This is a genomic window from Curvibacter sp. PAE-UM (assembly GCF_001432305.1).
Classification (GTDB): Bacteria; Pseudomonadota; Gammaproteobacteria; order Burkholderiales; family Burkholderiaceae_C; genus Hylemonella.
Genome location: NZ_KQ483358.1, coordinates 3,362,484 through 3,379,271, shown reverse-complemented (window position 1 = coordinate 3,379,271; position 16,788 = coordinate 3,362,484). Strand labels below are relative to the sequence as shown.

The window sequence follows — 16,788 nt, the reverse complement described above, 5'->3', positions numbered from 1 at the left end:
TACGCGCGTTCGCGCCCTATTCGCCCAGGTAGGCGGCGCGCACGGCCGGGTCGTGCAGCAGGTCCTGGGCCAGGCCGGACAGCGTGATGAGCCCGGACTCCATGACGTAGCCCCGGTCGGCCAGGGCCAGGGCGCGGCTGGCGTTCTGCTCGACGAGCAGCACCGTCATGCCCTGGCTGGAGACCTCGCGCACCACCTCGAAGATCTTGTCCACCATGATGGGGCTCAGGCCCATGGAGGGTTCGTCCAGCAGCAGCAGCTGGGGGCGGCTCATCAGGGCGCGGCCCATGGCCAGCATCTGCTGCTCGCCGCCGGAGAGCGTCCCGGCCAGCTGGGTGTGGCGTTCCTTGAGGCGCGGGAACAGGGTGTACATGCGCTCCAGGTCGGTCGCGATGCCGTCCTTGTCGTCGCGGGTGTAGGCGCCCATGAGCAGGTTTTCGGCAATGCTCATGCGCGTGAACACGCCGCGCCCCTCGGGCACCATGGCCAGGCCCTGGCGCACCAGGTCCCAGGGCCCCTGGCCGCGCAGGGCACGGCCCAGGTAATGCAACTGGCCCAGGCAGGGCAGGGTGCCGGTCACGGCTTTCATGGTGCTGGTCTTGCCGGCGCCGTTGGAGCCGATCAGGCAGACCAGCTCGCCCCGGCGCACCTCGAAGTCCACGCCCTTGACGGCCTGGATGCCGCCGTAGGCCACCTTCAGGCCGTGGACCTGCAGCAGCACGTCCTTGTTGTCACTCATGATGCGGTGGCCTCCGCGGCGGTCTTGGCGCCGGCGTGGCCCAGGTAGGCCTCGATGACCTTCTCGTTCTTCTGCACGTCGGCCGGTGTGCCCTCGGCGATCTGGCGGCCGTAGTCCAGCACGGTGACGCGGTCGCACAGGCCCATGACCAGCTTCACGTCGTGTTCGATCAGCAGCACGCTGACACCATCGGTGCGGATGCGTTCGATCAGCGCGCGCAGTTCCACCTTCTCGGTGGCGTTCATGCCGGCGGCCGGTTCGTCCAGGGCCAGCAGCAGCGGCTCGGTGGCCAGGGCGCGGGCGATCTCCAGGCGGCGCTGGTCGCCATAGCTCAGGGTGCGCGCCTTGTAGTCACCCAGGTGGCCTATGCCCACGTAGTCCAGCAGCTCGTTGGCGCGCCGGGTGATGTTCACTTCCTCGCGCTCGAAGCCGCGGGTGCGGAAGATGGCACCCAGCAGGCCGGAGCCCGAGCGGATGTGCCGCCCCACCATCACGTTCTCCAGCGCCGTCATGTCGGCAAAGAGGCGGATGTTCTGGAAGGTGCGTGCGATGCCGGCACGCGCCACCTCGTGCACGGCCGTGGGCTTGTAGGCCAGACCGGCCAGCTCGAACTTGCCGCTGTCGGGGGTGTACAGGCCGGTGATGACGTTGAAGAAAGTGGTCTTGCCCGCACCATTGGGGCCGATCAGGCCGTAGACCTGGCCGCGCTGGATGCGCAGGTGCACATCGTTGAGGGCCTGCAGGCCGCCGAAGCGTTTGGAGACGCCGCTGACATGCAGCAGGGCGTCGGCGTGATGCGCACTCATGCCGGTCCCCCCTTGGTGCGACGGACCTTGCCGTGTTCGGGCGAGGGCCACAGGCCGCGCGGGCGCAGCAGCATCACGACGATCATGGCCAGGGCGATCAGCAGTTGGCGCAGGATGGAGGCGTCAAGCCGCCCGTCGGTCATGGACTGCAGCGGGCCGGCCACATAACGCAGCACCTCGGGCAGGGAGGCCAGCAGCACCGCGCCCAGGATCACGCCCGGCAGGTGGCCGATGCCGCCCAGCACCACCATGGCCACGATCATCACGGACTCCATGAGGCTGAAGGACTCGGGCGAGATGAAACCCTGGAAGGCCGCGAACATGGCGCCCGAGACGCCGCCGAAAGTGGCGCCCATGCCGAAGGCCAGCAGCTTCATATTGCGCGTGTTGATGCCCATGGCCTTCGCGGCGATCTCGTCCTCGCGGATGGCCATCCAGGCGCGGCCGATGCGCGAGAACTCGATGCGGTGGCAGATCACCACGCTCACCACCACCAGCGCGAGGAAGAGGTAGTAGTACATGGTGACCGGCGCCACGTCGAAGCCCAGGATGTTGAGCTTCTTGCCCAGGTCAAAACCGAAGAACTTGATGGAGTCGATCTGGCCTATGCCCTTGGGGCCGTTGGTGATGTTGACCGGGTGGTCCAGGTTGTTCAGGAAAACGCGGATGATCTCGCCGAAACCCAGGGTCACGATGGCCAGGTAGTCGCCGCGCAGGCGCAGCGTGGGTGCCCCCAGCAGCACGCCGAAAGCGCCGGCCAGCAGCGCCCCCAGCGGGATCACCAGCCACAGCGGCGTGTGCAGGCCGTTGGGGAACATGGCGGCAAAGGCGGGAAAGTGGTCGCTCAGGTGCGGCGAGGCCAGCAGGCCGAACATGTAGGCGCCGATGGCGAAGAAGGCCACGAAACCCAGGTCCAGCAGGCCGGCGTAACCCACCACGATGTTCAGGCCCAGGGCCAGCAAGACGAAGAGCAGGGCCATGTCCAGGATGCGCACCCAAGCATTGCCGTAGCCCTGGAGGATCAGCGGCAGCACCAGCAGGCCGATGGCGGCCAGCACGATGGCGATGAGGCGGTGACGGGAATTCATCTGCATGGTCAAGCCCGGTCCGCCACGCGTTCGCCCAGCAGGCCCGAGGGCCGCAGCGTCAGCACCACGATCAGCACGATGAAGGCGAAGATGTCGGCGTAATGGCTGCCCAGCACACCGCCCGTGAGGTCACCGATGTAACCGGCGCCGATGGCCTCGATCAGGCCCAGCAGGATGCCGCCCACCACCGCCCCGGCCAGGTTACCGATGCCACCGAAGACCGCCGCCGTGAAGGCCTTGAGCCCGGGCAGGAAACCCATGGTGTGCTGCGCGGTGCCGTAGTTGCTGGCCCACATCACGCCGGCAATTGCGGCCAGCACGGCGCCGATGATGAAGGTGGCCGAGATCACGCGGTCGGGCTGCACCCCCATGAGGGCGGCCACGCGCGGGTTTTCGGCGGTGGCACGCATGGCGCGGCCCAGTTTGGTGGCGTGTACCAGCCACATCAGCGCGGCGAGTGTCAGCGCCGTGACGACCAGGATCATGATCTGCGTGGGCGTGATGCTGGCGCCGCCGAGCTGGATGGGCGTGCTGGGCAGCAGCGTGGGGTAGGACTTGAAGTTGGGCTTCCAGATGATCATGGCCATGGTCTGTAGCAGGATGGACATGCCGATGGCGGTGATCAGCGGGGCCAGGCGCGGGCTGTTGCGCAGCGGCCGGTAGGCCACCTTTTCGATGCTGTAGTTCAACGCGGCGGCCAGCACGCAGGCCACGATGAGGGCGATGATCAGCACCAGCCAGGGCGGCAGCAGGGGCTGCAGCAGGCCGATCACGCTCCAGCTGACCAGCGCGCCGACCATCAGCACCTCGCCGTGCGCGAAGTTGATCAGGCCGATGATGCCGTACACCATGGTGTAGCCCAGCGCCACCAATGCGTACATGCTGCCCAGTACCAGCCCGTTGATGATTTGCTGCAGGAAGATGTCCATAGATTCCCATCTGCAAGCTTCATGCCACTTGCATCCGGTCCCGTGTTTTTATGGCTGGTTCCGACTCTTTTCGTTCAGCGCGCGCAGCGCACGCATCTTCTCGGCGATTTTGATCTCCAGGCCGCGTTCCACGGGTCGGTAGAAACCCGGCTCGGCCATGCCTTCGGGCAGATAACTCTCACCGGCCGCAAAACCGCCGGCTTCGTCATGCGCATAGCGGTAGCCCTTGCCGTAGTCCAGCTCTTTCATGAGCTTGGTCGGTGCATTGCGCAGGTGCATGGGCACCGGGCGGGTGCCGTCCTTCTTGATGAAGGCCTTGGCCTCGTTGTAGGCCTTGTAGACGGCATTGCTCTTGGGCGCGATGGCGAGATACACCACACACTCGGCCAGGGCCAGCTCGCCCTCGGGTGAGCCCAGGCGCTCGTAGACCTCGGCCGCGTCCAGCGCCAGGCGCAGGGCGCGCGGATCGGCCAGGCCCACATCTTCACTGGCCATGCGCACCAGGCGGCGCGCCATGTAACGCGGGTCGGCCCCGCCGTCGAGCATGCGCATGAACCAGTAGAGGGATGCGTCGGGGTCTGAACCGCGCACCGACTTGTGCAGCGCGCTGATGGTGTCGTAGAACTGCTCGCCGCCCTTGTCGTAACGCCGCATGCGCTCGCCCAGCACCTTTAGCAGCCACTCGTCGCTGATCTGCGCCTGCTTCTGCTGCGTGGCCGCCACGGCCAGCGTTTCCAGGGTGTTGAGCAGGCGTCGCGCGTCGCCATCGGCATAGGCGATCAATCGGTCGCGCGCTGTGTCGTCCATGGGCGGCACGGCGTTGATGTCCAGGGCGCGCTGCACGATCTGCTTCAGGTCGTCTTCGCTCAGCGACTGCAGCACATAGACCGCCGCGCGCGAAAGCAGGGCCGAGTTGACCTCGAAGGACGGGTTCTCGGTGGTGGCGCCGATGAAGGTGAAGAGGCCGGACTCCACGTGCGGCAGGAAAGCGTCCTGCTGGCTTTTGTTGAAGCGGTGCACCTCGTCCACGAAGACGATCGTTCTTTTGTCCTGGCCCAGCGCCACCTGCGCCATCTCCACCGCCTCGCGGATGTCCTTCACGCCGCCGAGCACCGCGCTGATGCTGATGAACTGCGCGCCAAAGGCATCGGCCATGAGCCGCGCAATGGTGGTCTTGCCCGTGCCCGGCGGGCCCCAGAGGATGCAGCTATGCGGCTGGCCCGATTCAAAGGCGATGCGCAGGGGCATGCCTTCGCCCAGCAACTGCTGCTGGCCGATGACTTCGCCCAGGGTTTTGGGGCGGAGGCGTTCGGCCAGGGGTTGATGCGAGGGGGCGCTTGGGGGCATGCGGGGGATTCTAGGGCTTCGGGTTTTCTGTTGGCCTGTGCTTTGGCGATCGTGGCAAGCCGGGTCTCGCCCCGGCGGGCGAGTCACCTTTCTTTGCTTCGCCAAAGCAAGGTAACCGAAAGAAAGGCGAGCCGGATTCGTCGACCCTCCGCTGTCGCTGCGGGCACACTGCGTTGCTCGGGACCGGCGGGAAGCGCAGAAACTCGCTGCGCTCAAACATCTGCGCTTCTTGATCCGCCGCTCCCTGCGCTACTCGTCTCCTCATTACGGCGGGGGAACCGGATATCGAAAACCACAAGGACGCGCCATGGCGCGTCCTTCTGTGGTCGTTGATTCTTCAGGCTTCGCGCCCCGATATTAGGAAGCGAGCAGCACCGTTGCAGACAAACTCAAGTAGCGGTTGCTAGTTCGGGACTACTTGTTCCAATCATCACCCTCACCTATTACGCGCTCTCGGTCAAAGTTATCCCGAGCCTCGGTGTTGTAAGCGAGATTGTTATCTTTGCTGTCGACGAATTTCCTGGCGTAACCGCCGCGCCACCGTCTATTGAATGCGTCAATGTAATCAACGTGTCCAAACACCCAAAGTTGCTTGCTTGTGTCACTTAGAGGATCTAAGGACACATGCTTGTCAATATAGATTGACTCATCGGATACCAAGAAGGCGTTGGGGAAAGACTCGCGCGACTGCGTTCCAAATGGATACGGTATTGGGAGTGCTTCTCCGTATTCAAGAAGCTTGAATCCGATGTGCACATCAGTCACATGTGCTGGTGTTTTGCCCCAATTCTTGATTTCAAATTCAATGTAGTTGCTGAATCCGGCTGTAAGAGGGGTGATGCCTGGAGCAGCATGTGAAATCTTTACGTAGGCGCGTTCCGCGGCCATCAGCGCATCAGACTGAGCCTTGGCAGCGAAAGCAGCGTTTTTTGTGTCCTCGGCTCCAGCTTTCATTAACCTAAGCTGCGTCAAAAACATTCCGAGCTGAACTGATGCAACGATTGCCAGCAGCAAGCTGGCAATCGCCATCACTATCGTCCAAGTGACGATGGCGCGTTCGTTTGATGCTTTTTCGAGGCGATCCTGCTCCTGTTGTGCAATCTTCTCAGGACTTTCAACGTCATCGATGCGCTTAACAATGAACGGGTTTTTGTCGGTTCCCAGTAGGGAGACGGCGGCTTTTGCTCCCATCTCCTTTGGAGCGGTTTGTTGTGCGTGGCTATCGGCTCTTGGTTTTGAATCCGCTGAAGCAGAAAATGCGCACGAGTATCCGGCAAGCAAGAGAATGAAGAGAATTGTCTTCATGATCAACAGGCCCTTTCTGGTACGCCCAAGTACTCGATCTTTGTTAAGTTGTTATACATGAGCTTGACCCAGGATTGATACGGAATACGGAGAGGTCCTCGTCTAATTGATATTTGAGGGCTAATCGAGGGTAAGAAGGACGCGCATGGCGCGTCCTTGTGGTTTTCGGTATCCGGTTCCCCCCCCCGCCGTAATGAGGAGGCGAGTAGCGCAGGGCTGAGCGGAAAAAGGGGCGCGCATGTTTGAGCGCAGCGAGTTTGCGCGCACCCCGCGCAGACCGAGCAACGCAGCGTGCCCGCGCAGCGGGTCGACGAATCCGGCTCGCCTTTCTTTTGGGTACTTTGCTTTGGCGAAGCAAAGAAAAGTACCTCGCCCGCCGGGGCGAGACCCGGCTTGCCTCGCTGGCTTGGGCGCATCGCAGAGAGCGATAACCTGCGAAAATCTCGTCTCGCACCGCAAAACCCAGAAATGACCTATTCCGTCAAAGAAATCTTCTACACCCTGCAAGGCGAGGGCGCCCAGTCCGGCCGGGCTGCCGTGTTCTGCCGCTTTGCAGGCTGCAATCTCTGGACGGGGCGCGAGGAAGACCGGGCCAACGCGGTCTGCAAGTTCTGCGATACCGACTTCGTGGGCACAGACGGCACCGGTGGTGGCAAGTTCACATCAGCCGATGCACTGGCCGAGGCCATCGAGAACAGCTGGGAACCGCAAGGTCGGGCCGGCCGCTACGTGGTGCTGACCGGCGGCGAGCCCCTGCTGCAGGTGGATGAGGCGCTGACCACCGCTCTGCATGCGCGTGGTTTCACGATTGCCGTGGAAACCAATGGCACGGTGCAGGCACCGGCGGGGCTGGACTGGATCTGCGTCAGCCCCAAGGCCCAGGCCGAGGTGGTTCTAAAGCAGGGCAACGAGCTCAAGCTGGTCTACCCGCAGGTCGAGGTGGATCCGGCGCGTTTCGAAGGCTTGGCCTTCGAGCATTTCTTCCTGCAGCCCATGGACGGGCCGGATCGTGCCACCAATACCGAGCGCGCCATTGAATATTGTCAGCAACACCCGCAATGGCGGCTGGGCATCCAGTCGCACAAGATGATCGGAATCCGTTGATGTACGAAATCAGCCAGCGTTTTTTCTTTGACGCCGCCCACACCCTGCGCCGCGAGATCGAGGCCGAGGGCAGCAAGCGCGTGCATGGACACACCTATTACGCCGAGGTCTTCGTCCGCGGGGAACCCAAGGGGACGTCCGGCATGGTGCTGGACCTGGGTTATGTCCGGCGCGAGGTGGAGGTGCTGCGCGAGAAGCTGGACCACCATTTCCTCGACGAGGTGGCAGGCCTGGGCATCCCCACGCTGGAGAACCTCTGCGCCTTCATCTGGAAGGAACTGCAGCCCAAGGTGCCGGGCTTGTCGGCGGTGACGGTGGAGCGTCATGCCATTGGTGACAAGTGCGTCTATCGGCCTGAGTGAGGCCCTGTAGCGCGGCGTTGGGACAACACGCGCAACAGCCGGGTAACCGCGTTTTTTGCCACGTACCAAGTGCATCCCATGCGACATACCCCAACCTCCTATTACTGGAGTGGCGAAACCATCCGCAGCCGAAGCGTGAGCGATGTCGTGCCCATGGGAACCCTTGATGTGCCTGCGCCCCCTGCCAGGCTGGTGGCCGATTGGCGAAGGGAGATCGCGTTGCGCCTGGGCCTGGAGCCCGGCGACGTCGAGACTTTGCCTTTGGTGCGAGCGCGCGTCCGCTGGCCGGATTACCGCCTCTGCGTGCAGACGGTGGCCGACTGGACACGTTCGCTCGGTTTGCAGGAGGTGCTGGCTTCCAGTGAAGTCGCCCTGATGGCCTGCCGCGGCGCGAGGTACCACCATGACGGCGAGCGTTATGGCGGTGCGGCCTTCTGCAATCTCTTCCTGAGCGAAGACCGGGGGCTGGATCTGCATTTTCCGGCGACCGGTCAGCGCATCCCCTTGGCCAGGGGGACGGCCGTGATCTTCGATACGGGCCAGCCGCACGCCGTCATTGATCGCAACAGCAGCGGCTTTGATGTGGGTGACTTCCCGCCCGAGCGTGAGCGCGATCAGGTTTTCCTGAGCTGGGAGCTACCCATCGAGGATGCCCATGTCGCGCACGCGCTGCAGATCGCTTTCGACATCGACCCCACAACGGCCTTGCGCCTTGAGGATGAGCAGGTCTGGCTCAACGGCGCGCGGGCCCGTGTGTGCCCGGCGACAGGCCGGTGGACCCCGGCTGATCCAGCTTAGCCCGTATTGCGCAAGCCCGCCGCAATGCCGTTGATCGAGATGTGGATGCCGCGGCGCACGCGCTCATCGGCCTGGCCGGCGCGGTAACGCCGCATCAGCTCCACCTGCAGGTGGTGCAGCGGGTCGATGTAGGGGAAACGGTGGCGGATGGAGCGCTGCAGGGCGGCGTTGCCGGCCAGGCGCTGTTTTTCGCCGGTCAGCAGAGTCAGCGCATGCACGGTGCGCTGCCATTCGGCCTCGATCTGGGTGAACACCTTCTTGCGCAGCTTGCCGTCGCCCACCAGTTCGGCGTAGCGCGAGCCCAGGGCCAGGTCGCTCTTGGCCATCACCATGTCCATGTTGGAGAGCAGGGTCTTGAAGAAGGGCCACTGTTTGGCCATCTTCTGCAGCAGGGCCAGACGCTCCTTGGCGGCTTTGGGGCCTTCGGCGTTCAGAAAGTTCTCCACGGCGGTGCCGAAGCCGTACCAGCCCGGCAAGGTGACGCGGCACTGGCCCCAGCTGAAGCCCCACGGGATGGCGCGCAGGTCTTCGATCTTCTGAGTGGCCTTGCGCGAGGCCGGGCGCGAGCCGATGTTGAGTTCGGCGATCTCGCGGATGGGGGTGGAACCGAAGAAGTAGTCGGCAAAACCAGGGGTGTCGTAGACCAGGGCGCGGTAGGTGGCCATGCTGCCTTGAGACAGCGCCTCGGCGGCCTTCAGATAGGCGGGGGCCGCCGGCTTGGTGGGTTGCAGCAGCGTGGCTTCCAGCGTGGCGGCCACCAGGGTTTCCAGGTTGCGCCGGCCGATCTCGGGGTTGGAGTATTTGGAGGCGATCACCTCGCCCTGCTCGGTCAGGCGGATCTGGCCGCGCACCGTGCCCGGGGGCTGGGCCAGGATGGCCTGGTAGCTGGGGCCGCCGCCGCGGCCCACGGTGCCGCCACGGCCGTGGAACAGGCGCAGCTGCACGGGGGCGAGCTGGTCGAACAGCTCCACCAGCGCGATCTCGGCGCGGTACAGCTCCCAGTTGCTGGTGAAGATGCCACCGTCCTTGTTGCTGTCGGAGTAACCCAACATGATGTCCTGTTCGCCACCGCTGCGCCGGATCAGCGCGGCGATGCCGGGCAGGGCGTAGTAGTCGCGCATGATGGGCGCGGCCTGGCGCAGGTCTTCGATGGTCTCGAACAGGGGCACGACGATCAGGTCGTTCATGCAGTTCGGGTCGTCCAGCGTGCCGCGCATGAGGCCCACTTCCTTCTGCAGCAGCAGCACTTCGAGCAGGTCGCTCACCGTCTCGGTGTGGCTGATGATGTAGTGGCGGATGGCCTCGACACCGTAGCGCTTGCGCATCTGCCGTGCGGTCTCGAACACGGCCAGTTCGCTCTGCGTGTGGGCGCTGTAGTCCACGCCCACCACGCGCAGCGGCCGGGCATCACCCAGCAGGCGCAGCAGCAGGGCGCGCTTGGCCATTTCGTCGAGCTTCGAGTACTGCGACTCGATGCGCGCCGTGGCCAGCAGTTCGGCGATGACTTCCTCGTGCTTGTCCGAACTCTGGCGCAGGTCCAGCGTGGCCAGGTGGAAGCCGAAGACTTCGACGGCGCGGATCAGCGGGCGCAGGCGCTGCTGCGTCAGAGCGGCGCCATGGCGCGTGTTGAGCGAGGTGTCGATGGTCTGCAGGTCGGCCAGGAAGTCGGCCGCGCTGGCATAGGGGTTCTGCGGGGCCACGGCGTGGCGCGCGGCCTCGCCGCCGGTGAGTTCGTGCAGGGTGGCGGCCAGGCGCGCGTAGACGCCGATCAGGGCGCGGCGGTAGGGCTCGTCCTTGCGGTGCTCGCTGGTGTCGGGCGAACTGTCGGCCAGTTGGCGCATTTCGGGGCTGCAGCCCACCAGCAGGTCGGAGACGGACAGCTCGCTGCCCAGCAGGTGCACCTCGGTCAGGTAGTGGCGCAGCGCCACGTCGGCCTGGCGGCCCAGGGCCATCGCCATGGTGTGCGCGCCCACATTGGGGTTGCCGTCGCGGTCGCCGCCGATCCAGTGGCCCATGCGCAGGAAGCTGTGCACATGGGCCTGGCCCAGCTCACGCTCCAGGTTGGCATAGATGGCGGGGATCTCGCGCAGGAAGGTGGGCTCGTAGTAGCTCAGCGCGTTCTCGATCTCGTCGGCCACGCTGAGCTTGCTGCTGCGCACCAGGCGGGTCTGCCACAGTTGCAGCACGCGCGCGCGCAGCTGGGCTTCGTTGGCCGCCAGCTCGCGCGGGGTCAGCATGTCCTTGCGCGGGTCCACGCCCACGGCGCGGGTCTTGATCTCGTCGCGCTGCGTCAGCAGGCGGGCAATATCGCGTTCGGCGTCCAGGATGCTCTTGCGCTGCACCTCGGTGGGGTGGGCGGTGAGCACGGGCGAGAGGTAGCTGTGCGCCAGGGTGTTGGCGATCATCTTGGGGCTGATGCCGGCCCAGCGCAGGCGCGACAGGGCGACGTCGATGCTGCCTTCCTGCTCGTTACCGGCACGTTCGTGCACGGCGCGGCGGCGGATGTGGTGGCGGTCCTCGGCCAGGTTGGCCAGGTGGCTGAAATAGGTGAAGGCGCGGATGACGCTGACGGTCTGGTCGTCGCTCAGGCCCTTGAGCAGCTTTTTCAGGGTCTTGTCGGCTTCCGTGTCGTCGTGGCGGCGGAAGGCCACCGAGAGCTTGCGGATCTGTTCGATCAGCTCGTAGGCGGCGCTGCCCTCCTGCTCGCGGATCACATCACCGAGGATGCGGCCGAGCAGGCGGATGTCTTCGACCAGCGGTCGTTCGTTGTCTCGGGAGCGGGCGGCGGGGGCGGGCATGGCGAGGTACCGTGTGGTGTTAAATGGAGGCTGTGCGATGCATGCTAGCATCGCCGGCTCGCTGATGTGTCTACTCTCTGTAACTGATGCATCGGCGACTTTTCCACACTCTCCAAGCGCCCGATGAAACTGACCATTGCAACCCGTGAGAGCCGCCTCGCCCTCTGGCAGGCCGAACACGTGAAAGCCCTGCTGGAGCAACAGGGCCACAGCGTCACGCTGCTGGGCATGACGACCAAGGGCGACCAGATCCTGGACCGCTCGCTGAGCAAGGTCGGCGGCAAGGGCCTGTTCGTCAAGGAACTCGAGGTGGCGCTGGAAGAAGGCCGTGCCGACCTGGCCGTGCATTCGCTCAAGGACGTGCCCATGGAGCTGCCCGAGGGTTTTGCCCTGGCCTGCGTGATGGAGCGCGAGGACCCGCGTGACGCCTTTGTCTCACCGAAGTACGCCAACCTGTCTGCGCTGCCGCAGGGTGCCGTGGTGGGCACCTCCAGCCTGCGCCGTGTGGCCCTGCTGCGTGCGACCCGCCCGGACCTGAAGATCGAGCCGCTGCGCGGCAACCTCGACACCCGCCTGCGCAAGCTGGACGAAGGGCAATACGACGCCATCGTGCTGGCTGCGGCCGGCCTCAAGCGCCTGGGCCTGGAAAACCGCATTCGTGCCGTTTTCGCACCGGGCGAGATGCTGCCCGCCGCCGGCCAGGGCGCGCTGGGCATCGAGATCCGCAGCGATCGCCAGGACGTCGCGGCCGCGCTGGCACCGCTGGTGCACCAGGGCACCTGGCTGCGCGTGGCGGCCGAACGCGCCGTGAGCCGTGCCATGGGCGGCAGCTGTTCCATGCCGCTGGCGGCCTACGCCACGCTGGAGGGCGGCCATCTCACGATCCAGGCCGCCTGGGGTGACCCGGAGGGCCGCGTGGCCTTGGTGCGCGCCGATGCGGTGGCCGATGCGGCCGATCTGGATGCGGCCGAGGTGCTGGGCACGCAGGTCGCAGCCCGGCTCAAGGATGGGGTGCTGCGCGCCGGCGGCTCCCTGGATACCGAGAAGCACTGAACACCATGCGCGTCATCGTCACCCGCCCGCAGCGCGAGGCGCAGGACTGGGTGCAGGTGTTGCAGCAGGCGGGCCACGAGGCGCTGGCCCTGCCGCTCATCGCGATCGCTCCGGCGCCCGATGCGGCCGCGCTGCAGCAGGCCTGGCGCCAGCTCGGCGGCTACCTGGGCCTGATGTTCGTCAGCGCCAATGCGGTCGACGGCTTCTTCGCGGCCCGCCCGGCCGATGCGCCACTTCCGCTGCAGGCCTGGGCTACCGGGCCCGGCACGGTCGGTGCGTTGCTGCGCGCCGGGATTCCGGCACCGCACATCACCGCGCCGCCCGCCGATGCACCGCAATTCGATTCCGAAGCCTTGTGGCAGCTGGTGGCCGGGCGGATCGTTCCCGGTGTGCGTGTGCTGGTCGTGCGCGGCGCCGATGCGGCCGAAGGCAGCACGCAGGGGGCCGGGCGCGACTGGTTTGCGCGCCAGGTCGCTGCCGCCGGTGGTGCGGTGGATTTTGTCGTCAGCTACCAGCGCTGTCGTCCGCAGTTTGATGCGGCCCAGTTGCAGCTGGCACGGGTTGCGGCCGGCGATGGTTCGGTCTGGCTGTTCAGCAGCAGTGAGGCCGTGTTGAACCTGCAGGCCAGCCTGCCGCAGCAGGACTGGCGCGCCGCGCGTGCCGTGGCCACGCATGCGCGCATCGCCCAGGCAGTGCGTGCGGCCGGCTTTGCCGTGGTGCGTGAGTCACGTCCGGCCTTGGCCGATGTCCGGGCCTCGATAGAATCGATGCAATGACGACACCCGAGCCCCTGGAGCCCCACAACGCCGGCAGCGCCGAGCCTGCCGGCTCGGTGGTGTCTGCACCATCCGCTGTGCCCGACGCTGCGCCGGCGTCGCGTGCCTTGGTGCTGGCCCTGGGCGTCGCTGCCCTGCTCGCCCTGCTGCTCAATGTCTTGCTGTGGGAGCGCCTGTCCACCCTGCAGGATCAGCTGGCACGCCAGACGGCCGAGGCCGGTGCCAACGCGGCCGAGGCGCGCATGCTGGCACGCCAGACCCAGGAGCAGGAGCGTGAGCTGGCCGCGCGCCAGGCCGTGATGGAAGCGCGCCTGGGCGAGGTGGCGTTGCAGCGCAGCCAGCTCGAGGAACTGATGCAGAGCCTGTCGCGCTCGCGCGACGAGAACCTGGTGGTGGACATCGAATCCGCCATCCGCCTGGCACAGCAGCAGGCCCAGCTGACCGGCAGCGTGGAGCCCTTGCTGGCGGCGCTGCGCACGGCCGAGCAGCGTGTGCAACGTGTGCCCCAGGCCCGGCTGGTGCCCCTGCAGCGCGCGCTGGCGCGCGACATGGCGCGCATCAAGGCCACGCCCTTGACCGATACGCCGACCCTGCTGGCCCGCCTCGACGAGCTGGTGCGCCTGGCCGACGAATTGCCGCTGGCCAATGCGGTGGCCGTGGCGAAGGCGCCCGCAGACACGGCAGCCAAGCCGCGTAGCGACACCGGGCTGACGGCCTGGTGGCAGCGCAGCCTGCAGCTGGTGCTGGACGAGGTGCGCGGCCTGGTGCGCGTCAACCGCATCGATCACCCGGAGGCGGTGCTGCTCACGCCCGAGCAATCCTTCTTCGTGCGCGAGAACCTCAAGCTGCTCCTGCTCAACGCCCGGCTGGGCCTGCTGGCGCGCCAGCCCGATGCCGCCCGGGCTGATCTGCTCAAGGCGGCGACTGCCATGGACAAGTATTTCGATGCCAATTCACGCCGCCTGCGCGCGGCTGCGGGCCTGCTGCAACAGACCCGTGAACAGATGAAGACGCTGGAGCTGCCGCGTGTGGATGACACGCTGGCGGCACTGACCACGGCCGCTGCCGGTCGCTGAGAACACGGGACGGCTCGCCTCATGCGCAACGTTCTGTGGTTCCTGGCCCTCTTCGCCATGGCGGCGGGGGTGGCGCTGTTTGCCGGCAACAACCAGGGCACGGTCACCTTGTTCTGGCCGCCCTATCGCATCGACCTGTCCCTCAACCTGGTGCTGCTGCTCCTCCTGGCGGCCTTTTTGCTGCTCTATGCAGCCTTGCGCAGCGTGGCCCTCTTGCTGGCCCTGCCGGGTGAGGCGCTGCGCTGGCGCATGCGCCATCAGGAGCGTGTGCTGCAGCAGGGGCTGCTCGATGCGCTGTCGCATCTGACGGCAGGGCGCTACATCCGTGCGCGCAAGGCAGCCGAGCATGTGCTGGCCCAGACCGAGGCGCTGACGCGTGGCGAACAGGGCCTGCCCTACGGCACCCGGCTGGCCGCCATGGCCCACTTGCTTGCTGCCGAGTGCGCCCATGCCCTGCAGGACCGCAGCGCGCGCGACGAACATGCACGCCAGGCGCTGGAACGGACCCAGTCCCGGCGCCGCGACGAACAGGAAATCCGGGAGGGCGTGCAGCTGCGCGTGGCACGCTGGGCCTTCGACGACCGCGACGTGCAGGCTGCCTTGCAGCGGCTGGATGAACTGCCCCAGGGCGTGGCACGCCGCACCCTGGCACTGCGCCTGCGCCTGCGGGTCGCGCGCCTGGCCGGCCAGTCCCGCGCTGCGCTGGAGACTGCGCGCCTGCTGGGCAAGCACCGCGCCTTTTCCGAATCGGCCAGCCGCAGCATCGTGCGCGGTCTGGCCACCGAATGGCTGCGCACCTGCCATGATCCGGCCCAGTTGCAGAAGGCCTGGGCCCAACTTGACGAGGCCGAACGCCGTTTGCCCGAGGTGGCCTTGCAGGCCGGCGAACGCATGCTGGTCCTGGGCGGCGACTTCGCGCTGGTGCAGCAGTGGTTGCTGCCGGTCTGGGAACAACTCGTGCGCCCGGCCTCGGCGCTACCGCAGGAACTGCGCCTGCGCCTGGTGCTGGTGCTGGAGCGCGGCTTTCACCAGACCCCGGGCCAGCCCGATGCGGTCTGGCTGGCGCGCATCGAAGCGGCCCAGATGGGCAACCCGCGTGAAGCCCTGTTGCAGTACCTGGCCGGCATTGCCTGCATGCATCTGAGCCTTTGGGGCAAGGCGCAGCAACTGCTGCGCCAGTCCCTGACCCAGCTGGCTGACGAATCGCTGCGCCGGCGCGCCTGGGCCGCCCTGGCCCGCCTGGCCGAGCAGCGCGAGGATGGTGCAGCCGCCCTGGAAGCCTGGCGACAGGCCGCCCAAGGCTGATTGGGGCTGTCTCGTCCCCCGGGACAAGCAGGGGGTGACGTTTGCGACTTTCCCGGCTAATATGGTCAGCACTATGGCGACCCTGACCGAACACCTGATCAAGCTGACCGATCACCGTGAGCGCGATCTGCTGGAGTTGACGCTGACTAAGGCCCTGATCGACCTGGTGCCGATCCAGCGTGTCGTGATTGCGCGCGTGAGCACCGAAGACAACGAGAAGCGCTGGCTGGACATCGTCTCGCTGGACGCACGCGGCGGCGGCAAGGTGGTGGACCCGCTGCGCATCGATTTCCAGAGCCTGCCGCGCCTGGAAGACGCCTATGACCGCTTGCGCAGCCTGCGCGGGCGCCAGGAGATCGAGGTGGCCTGGGCCGGCGAGGACGGCCCGCGCATCTACTACCTGCCCCTGTTTGCCGATTCGCGCGCTGACGACGAGCAGGGCGTGATCGAGATCCATTCTGCCGGCGTGCTGGCGCCGGAAGACCGGCAGACCATAGAGCAGCTGCACCACATCTACCGCAACATGTACACGCTGCTGGCCTACAGCGACCGTGATGCGCTCACCGGCCTGCTCAACCGCAAGTCCCTGGACGACACCTTCTACAGCGCCGTGCTGGAAGAGCTGGACGGCATCCTGGAAGACGCCAAAAACGAACCGTCCCCGGGCAAGGAGCGCCGCCACCGCGTGCCGCCCAACTACTGGCTGGGTACCATCACCATCGACAACTTCCACCTGCTCAACGACAAGCACGGTCACCTGATCATGGAAGAGGTCACGCTGCTGGTAGCGCGCATCATGAACAGCACCTTCCGAACGCACGACCGGCTTTACCGCTTCGGCGGCGAACAGTTCGCCGTGCTGTTCCACTGTCCCGAGGAAGCCCTGGCCCTGGGCGCCTTCGAGCGCATGCGCGCCAACGTCGAGAAGTTCAGTTTTCCGCAGGTCGGCCGTGTCACCGTCAGTTCGGGCTTCACCCGTGTGCTGGCCGACGATTCGCCGAGCACGGCACTGGAACGCACAGAGCAGGCCATCGACTTTGCGCAGAAGAACGGGCGCAACAAGGTTTGCAGCCATCTGGACCTGGTGCGGCGTGGGCTGTTTGGGGAAGTGGCGAGGACGGGGTCGGTGGACGTGTTCTGAACCTTCCGGTTCGTGATGAGATGCCCGCTTCATGCGGGCTTTTCTTTTTCTGCGTGATGTTTTTGATGTCGTGTCATTGCCGGGATGTGCCCCCGGCAGGGCAGTAACTTTCTTTTGCTTCGCCAAAAGAAAGTCACCAAAGAAAAGGCGAGCCGGGTGCG

General features: G+C 65.9%; 15 protein-coding genes. 8 read left to right on the top strand and 7 right to left on the bottom strand.

Annotation, left to right across the window (positions count from 1 at the left end; translation table 11 throughout):
• Window positions 1-16 precede the first annotated feature (16 nt).
• The 6 genes from AO057_RS16150 to AO057_RS16125 form a co-directional block, all read right to left on the bottom strand.
• A complete protein-coding gene (locus tag AO057_RS16150; RefSeq protein ID WP_057676910.1) occupies window positions 17-739 on the bottom strand; it encodes an ABC transporter ATP-binding protein in 723 nt (240 codons plus the stop codon).
• Window positions 736-1,545 (bottom strand): ABC transporter ATP-binding protein, encoded by an 810-nt coding sequence (locus AO057_RS16145; protein ID WP_057676909.1) that lies wholly within the window; start codon window positions 1,543-1,545, stop codon window positions 736-738. Before AO057_RS16145 ends, AO057_RS16150 begins: the two co-directional genes overlap by 4 nt.
• Entirely contained in the window at window positions 1,542-2,633 is a 1,092-nt protein-coding gene (locus AO057_RS16140; protein ID WP_057677344.1) for a branched-chain amino acid ABC transporter permease, read from the bottom strand. Before AO057_RS16140 ends, AO057_RS16145 begins: the two co-directional genes overlap by 4 nt.
• An 8-nt stretch (window positions 2,634-2,641) precedes the next feature.
• Window positions 2,642-3,562, bottom strand: a complete 921-nt coding sequence (locus tag AO057_RS16135) for a branched-chain amino acid ABC transporter permease (protein WP_057676908.1) — start codon at window positions 3,560-3,562, stop codon at window positions 2,642-2,644.
• A gap of 48 nt (window positions 3,563-3,610) precedes the next feature.
• Window positions 3,611-4,909 (bottom strand): replication-associated recombination protein A, encoded by a 1,299-nt coding sequence (locus AO057_RS16130; protein WP_057676907.1) that lies wholly within the window; start codon window positions 4,907-4,909, stop codon window positions 3,611-3,613.
• A gap of 414 nt (window positions 4,910-5,323) precedes the next feature.
• The gene (locus tag AO057_RS16125) at window positions 5,324-6,214 is read right to left on the bottom strand and encodes a hypothetical protein (protein WP_156404591.1); all 891 of its coding nucleotides are present in this window, start codon (window positions 6,212-6,214) and stop codon (window positions 5,324-5,326) included.
• Between the two features lie 468 nt (window positions 6,215-6,682).
• Between AO057_RS16125 and queE the strand changes: the two genes are divergently transcribed.
• From queE to AO057_RS16110, 3 genes are all read left to right on the top strand, one after another.
• Window positions 6,683-7,318, top strand: a complete 636-nt coding sequence (gene queE, locus AO057_RS16120) for a 7-carboxy-7-deazaguanine synthase (RefSeq protein ID WP_057676905.1) — start codon at window positions 6,683-6,685, stop codon at window positions 7,316-7,318.
• The gene (locus tag AO057_RS16115; protein WP_156404590.1) at window positions 7,315-7,680 is read left to right on the top strand and encodes a 6-carboxytetrahydropterin synthase; all 366 of its coding nucleotides are present in this window, start codon (window positions 7,315-7,317) and stop codon (window positions 7,678-7,680) included. Before queE ends, AO057_RS16115 begins: the two co-directional genes overlap by 4 nt.
• A gap of 78 nt (window positions 7,681-7,758) precedes the next feature.
• The gene (locus AO057_RS16110; protein ID WP_057676903.1) at window positions 7,759-8,478 is read left to right on the top strand and encodes a hypothetical protein; all 720 of its coding nucleotides are present in this window, start codon (window positions 7,759-7,761) and stop codon (window positions 8,476-8,478) included.
• Here the strand turns inward: AO057_RS16110 and ppc are convergent.
• A complete protein-coding gene (ppc, locus tag AO057_RS16105) occupies window positions 8,475-11,276 on the bottom strand; it encodes a phosphoenolpyruvate carboxylase (RefSeq protein WP_057676902.1) in 2,802 nt (933 codons plus the stop codon). The genes AO057_RS16110 and ppc overlap by 4 nt on opposite strands.
• A gap of 123 nt (window positions 11,277-11,399) precedes the next feature.
• Here ppc and hemC point away from each other — a divergent pair, with 123 nt between their 5' ends.
• From hemC to AO057_RS16080, 5 genes are all read left to right on the top strand, one after another.
• Window positions 11,400-12,329, top strand: coding sequence for a hydroxymethylbilane synthase (gene hemC, locus AO057_RS16100; protein WP_057676901.1), 930 nt, complete (start codon window positions 11,400-11,402; stop codon window positions 12,327-12,329).
• A 5-nt stretch (window positions 12,330-12,334) separates the two neighbouring features.
• Window positions 12,335-13,105, top strand: coding sequence for a uroporphyrinogen-III synthase (locus tag AO057_RS16095; protein ID WP_057676900.1), 771 nt, complete (start codon window positions 12,335-12,337; stop codon window positions 13,103-13,105).
• Complete coding sequence (locus AO057_RS16090) at window positions 13,102-14,181, top strand: uroporphyrinogen-III C-methyltransferase (protein WP_057676899.1); 1,080 nt, start codon at window positions 13,102-13,104, stop codon at window positions 14,179-14,181. Before AO057_RS16095 ends, AO057_RS16090 begins: the two co-directional genes overlap by 4 nt.
• Before the next feature lie 21 nt (window positions 14,182-14,202).
• Complete coding sequence (locus AO057_RS16085) at window positions 14,203-15,486, top strand: heme biosynthesis HemY N-terminal domain-containing protein (protein ID WP_057676898.1); 1,284 nt, start codon at window positions 14,203-14,205, stop codon at window positions 15,484-15,486.
• A 73-nt stretch (window positions 15,487-15,559) separates the two neighbouring features.
• A complete protein-coding gene (locus AO057_RS16080; protein ID WP_082605598.1) occupies window positions 15,560-16,627 on the top strand; it encodes a GGDEF domain-containing protein in 1,068 nt (355 codons plus the stop codon).
• Window positions 16,628-16,788: the final 161 nt, after the last annotated feature.

Bases quoted from the DNA above. Each gene is read 5' to 3' on its own strand.
- AO057_RS16150 (WP_057676910.1), bottom strand. From the start codon at position 739: ATGAGTGACAACAAGGACGTGCTGCTGCAGGTCCACGGCCTGAAGGTG.
- AO057_RS16145 (WP_057676909.1), bottom strand. From the start codon at position 1,545: ATGAGTGCGCATCACGCCGACGCCCTGCTGCATGTCAGCGGCGTCTCC.
- AO057_RS16140 (WP_057677344.1), bottom strand. From the start codon at position 2,633: ATGAATTCCCGTCACCGCCTCATCGCCATCGTGCTGGCCGCCATCGGC.
- AO057_RS16135 (WP_057676908.1), bottom strand. From the start codon at position 3,562: ATGGACATCTTCCTGCAGCAAATCATCAACGGGCTGGTACTGGGCAGC.
- AO057_RS16130 (WP_057676907.1), bottom strand. From the start codon at position 4,909: ATGCCCCCAAGCGCCCCCTCGCATCAACCCCTGGCCGAACGCCTCCGC.
- AO057_RS16125 (WP_156404591.1), bottom strand. From the start codon at position 6,214: ATGAAGACAATTCTCTTCATTCTCTTGCTTGCCGGATACTCGTGCGCA.
- queE (WP_057676905.1), top strand. From the start codon at position 6,683: ATGACCTATTCCGTCAAAGAAATCTTCTACACCCTGCAAGGCGAGGGC.
- AO057_RS16110 (WP_057676903.1), top strand. From the start codon at position 7,759: ATGCGACATACCCCAACCTCCTATTACTGGAGTGGCGAAACCATCCGC.
- ppc (WP_057676902.1), bottom strand. From the start codon at position 11,276: ATGCCCGCCCCCGCCGCCCGCTCCCGAGACAACGAACGACCGCTGGTC.
- hemC (WP_057676901.1), top strand. From the start codon at position 11,400: ATGAAACTGACCATTGCAACCCGTGAGAGCCGCCTCGCCCTCTGGCAG.
- AO057_RS16095 (WP_057676900.1), top strand. From the start codon at position 12,335: ATGCGCGTCATCGTCACCCGCCCGCAGCGCGAGGCGCAGGACTGGGTG.
- AO057_RS16090 (WP_057676899.1), top strand. From the start codon at position 13,102: ATGACGACACCCGAGCCCCTGGAGCCCCACAACGCCGGCAGCGCCGAG.
- AO057_RS16085 (WP_057676898.1), top strand. From the start codon at position 14,203: ATGCGCAACGTTCTGTGGTTCCTGGCCCTCTTCGCCATGGCGGCGGGG.
- AO057_RS16080 (WP_082605598.1), top strand. From the start codon at position 15,560: ATGGCGACCCTGACCGAACACCTGATCAAGCTGACCGATCACCGTGAG.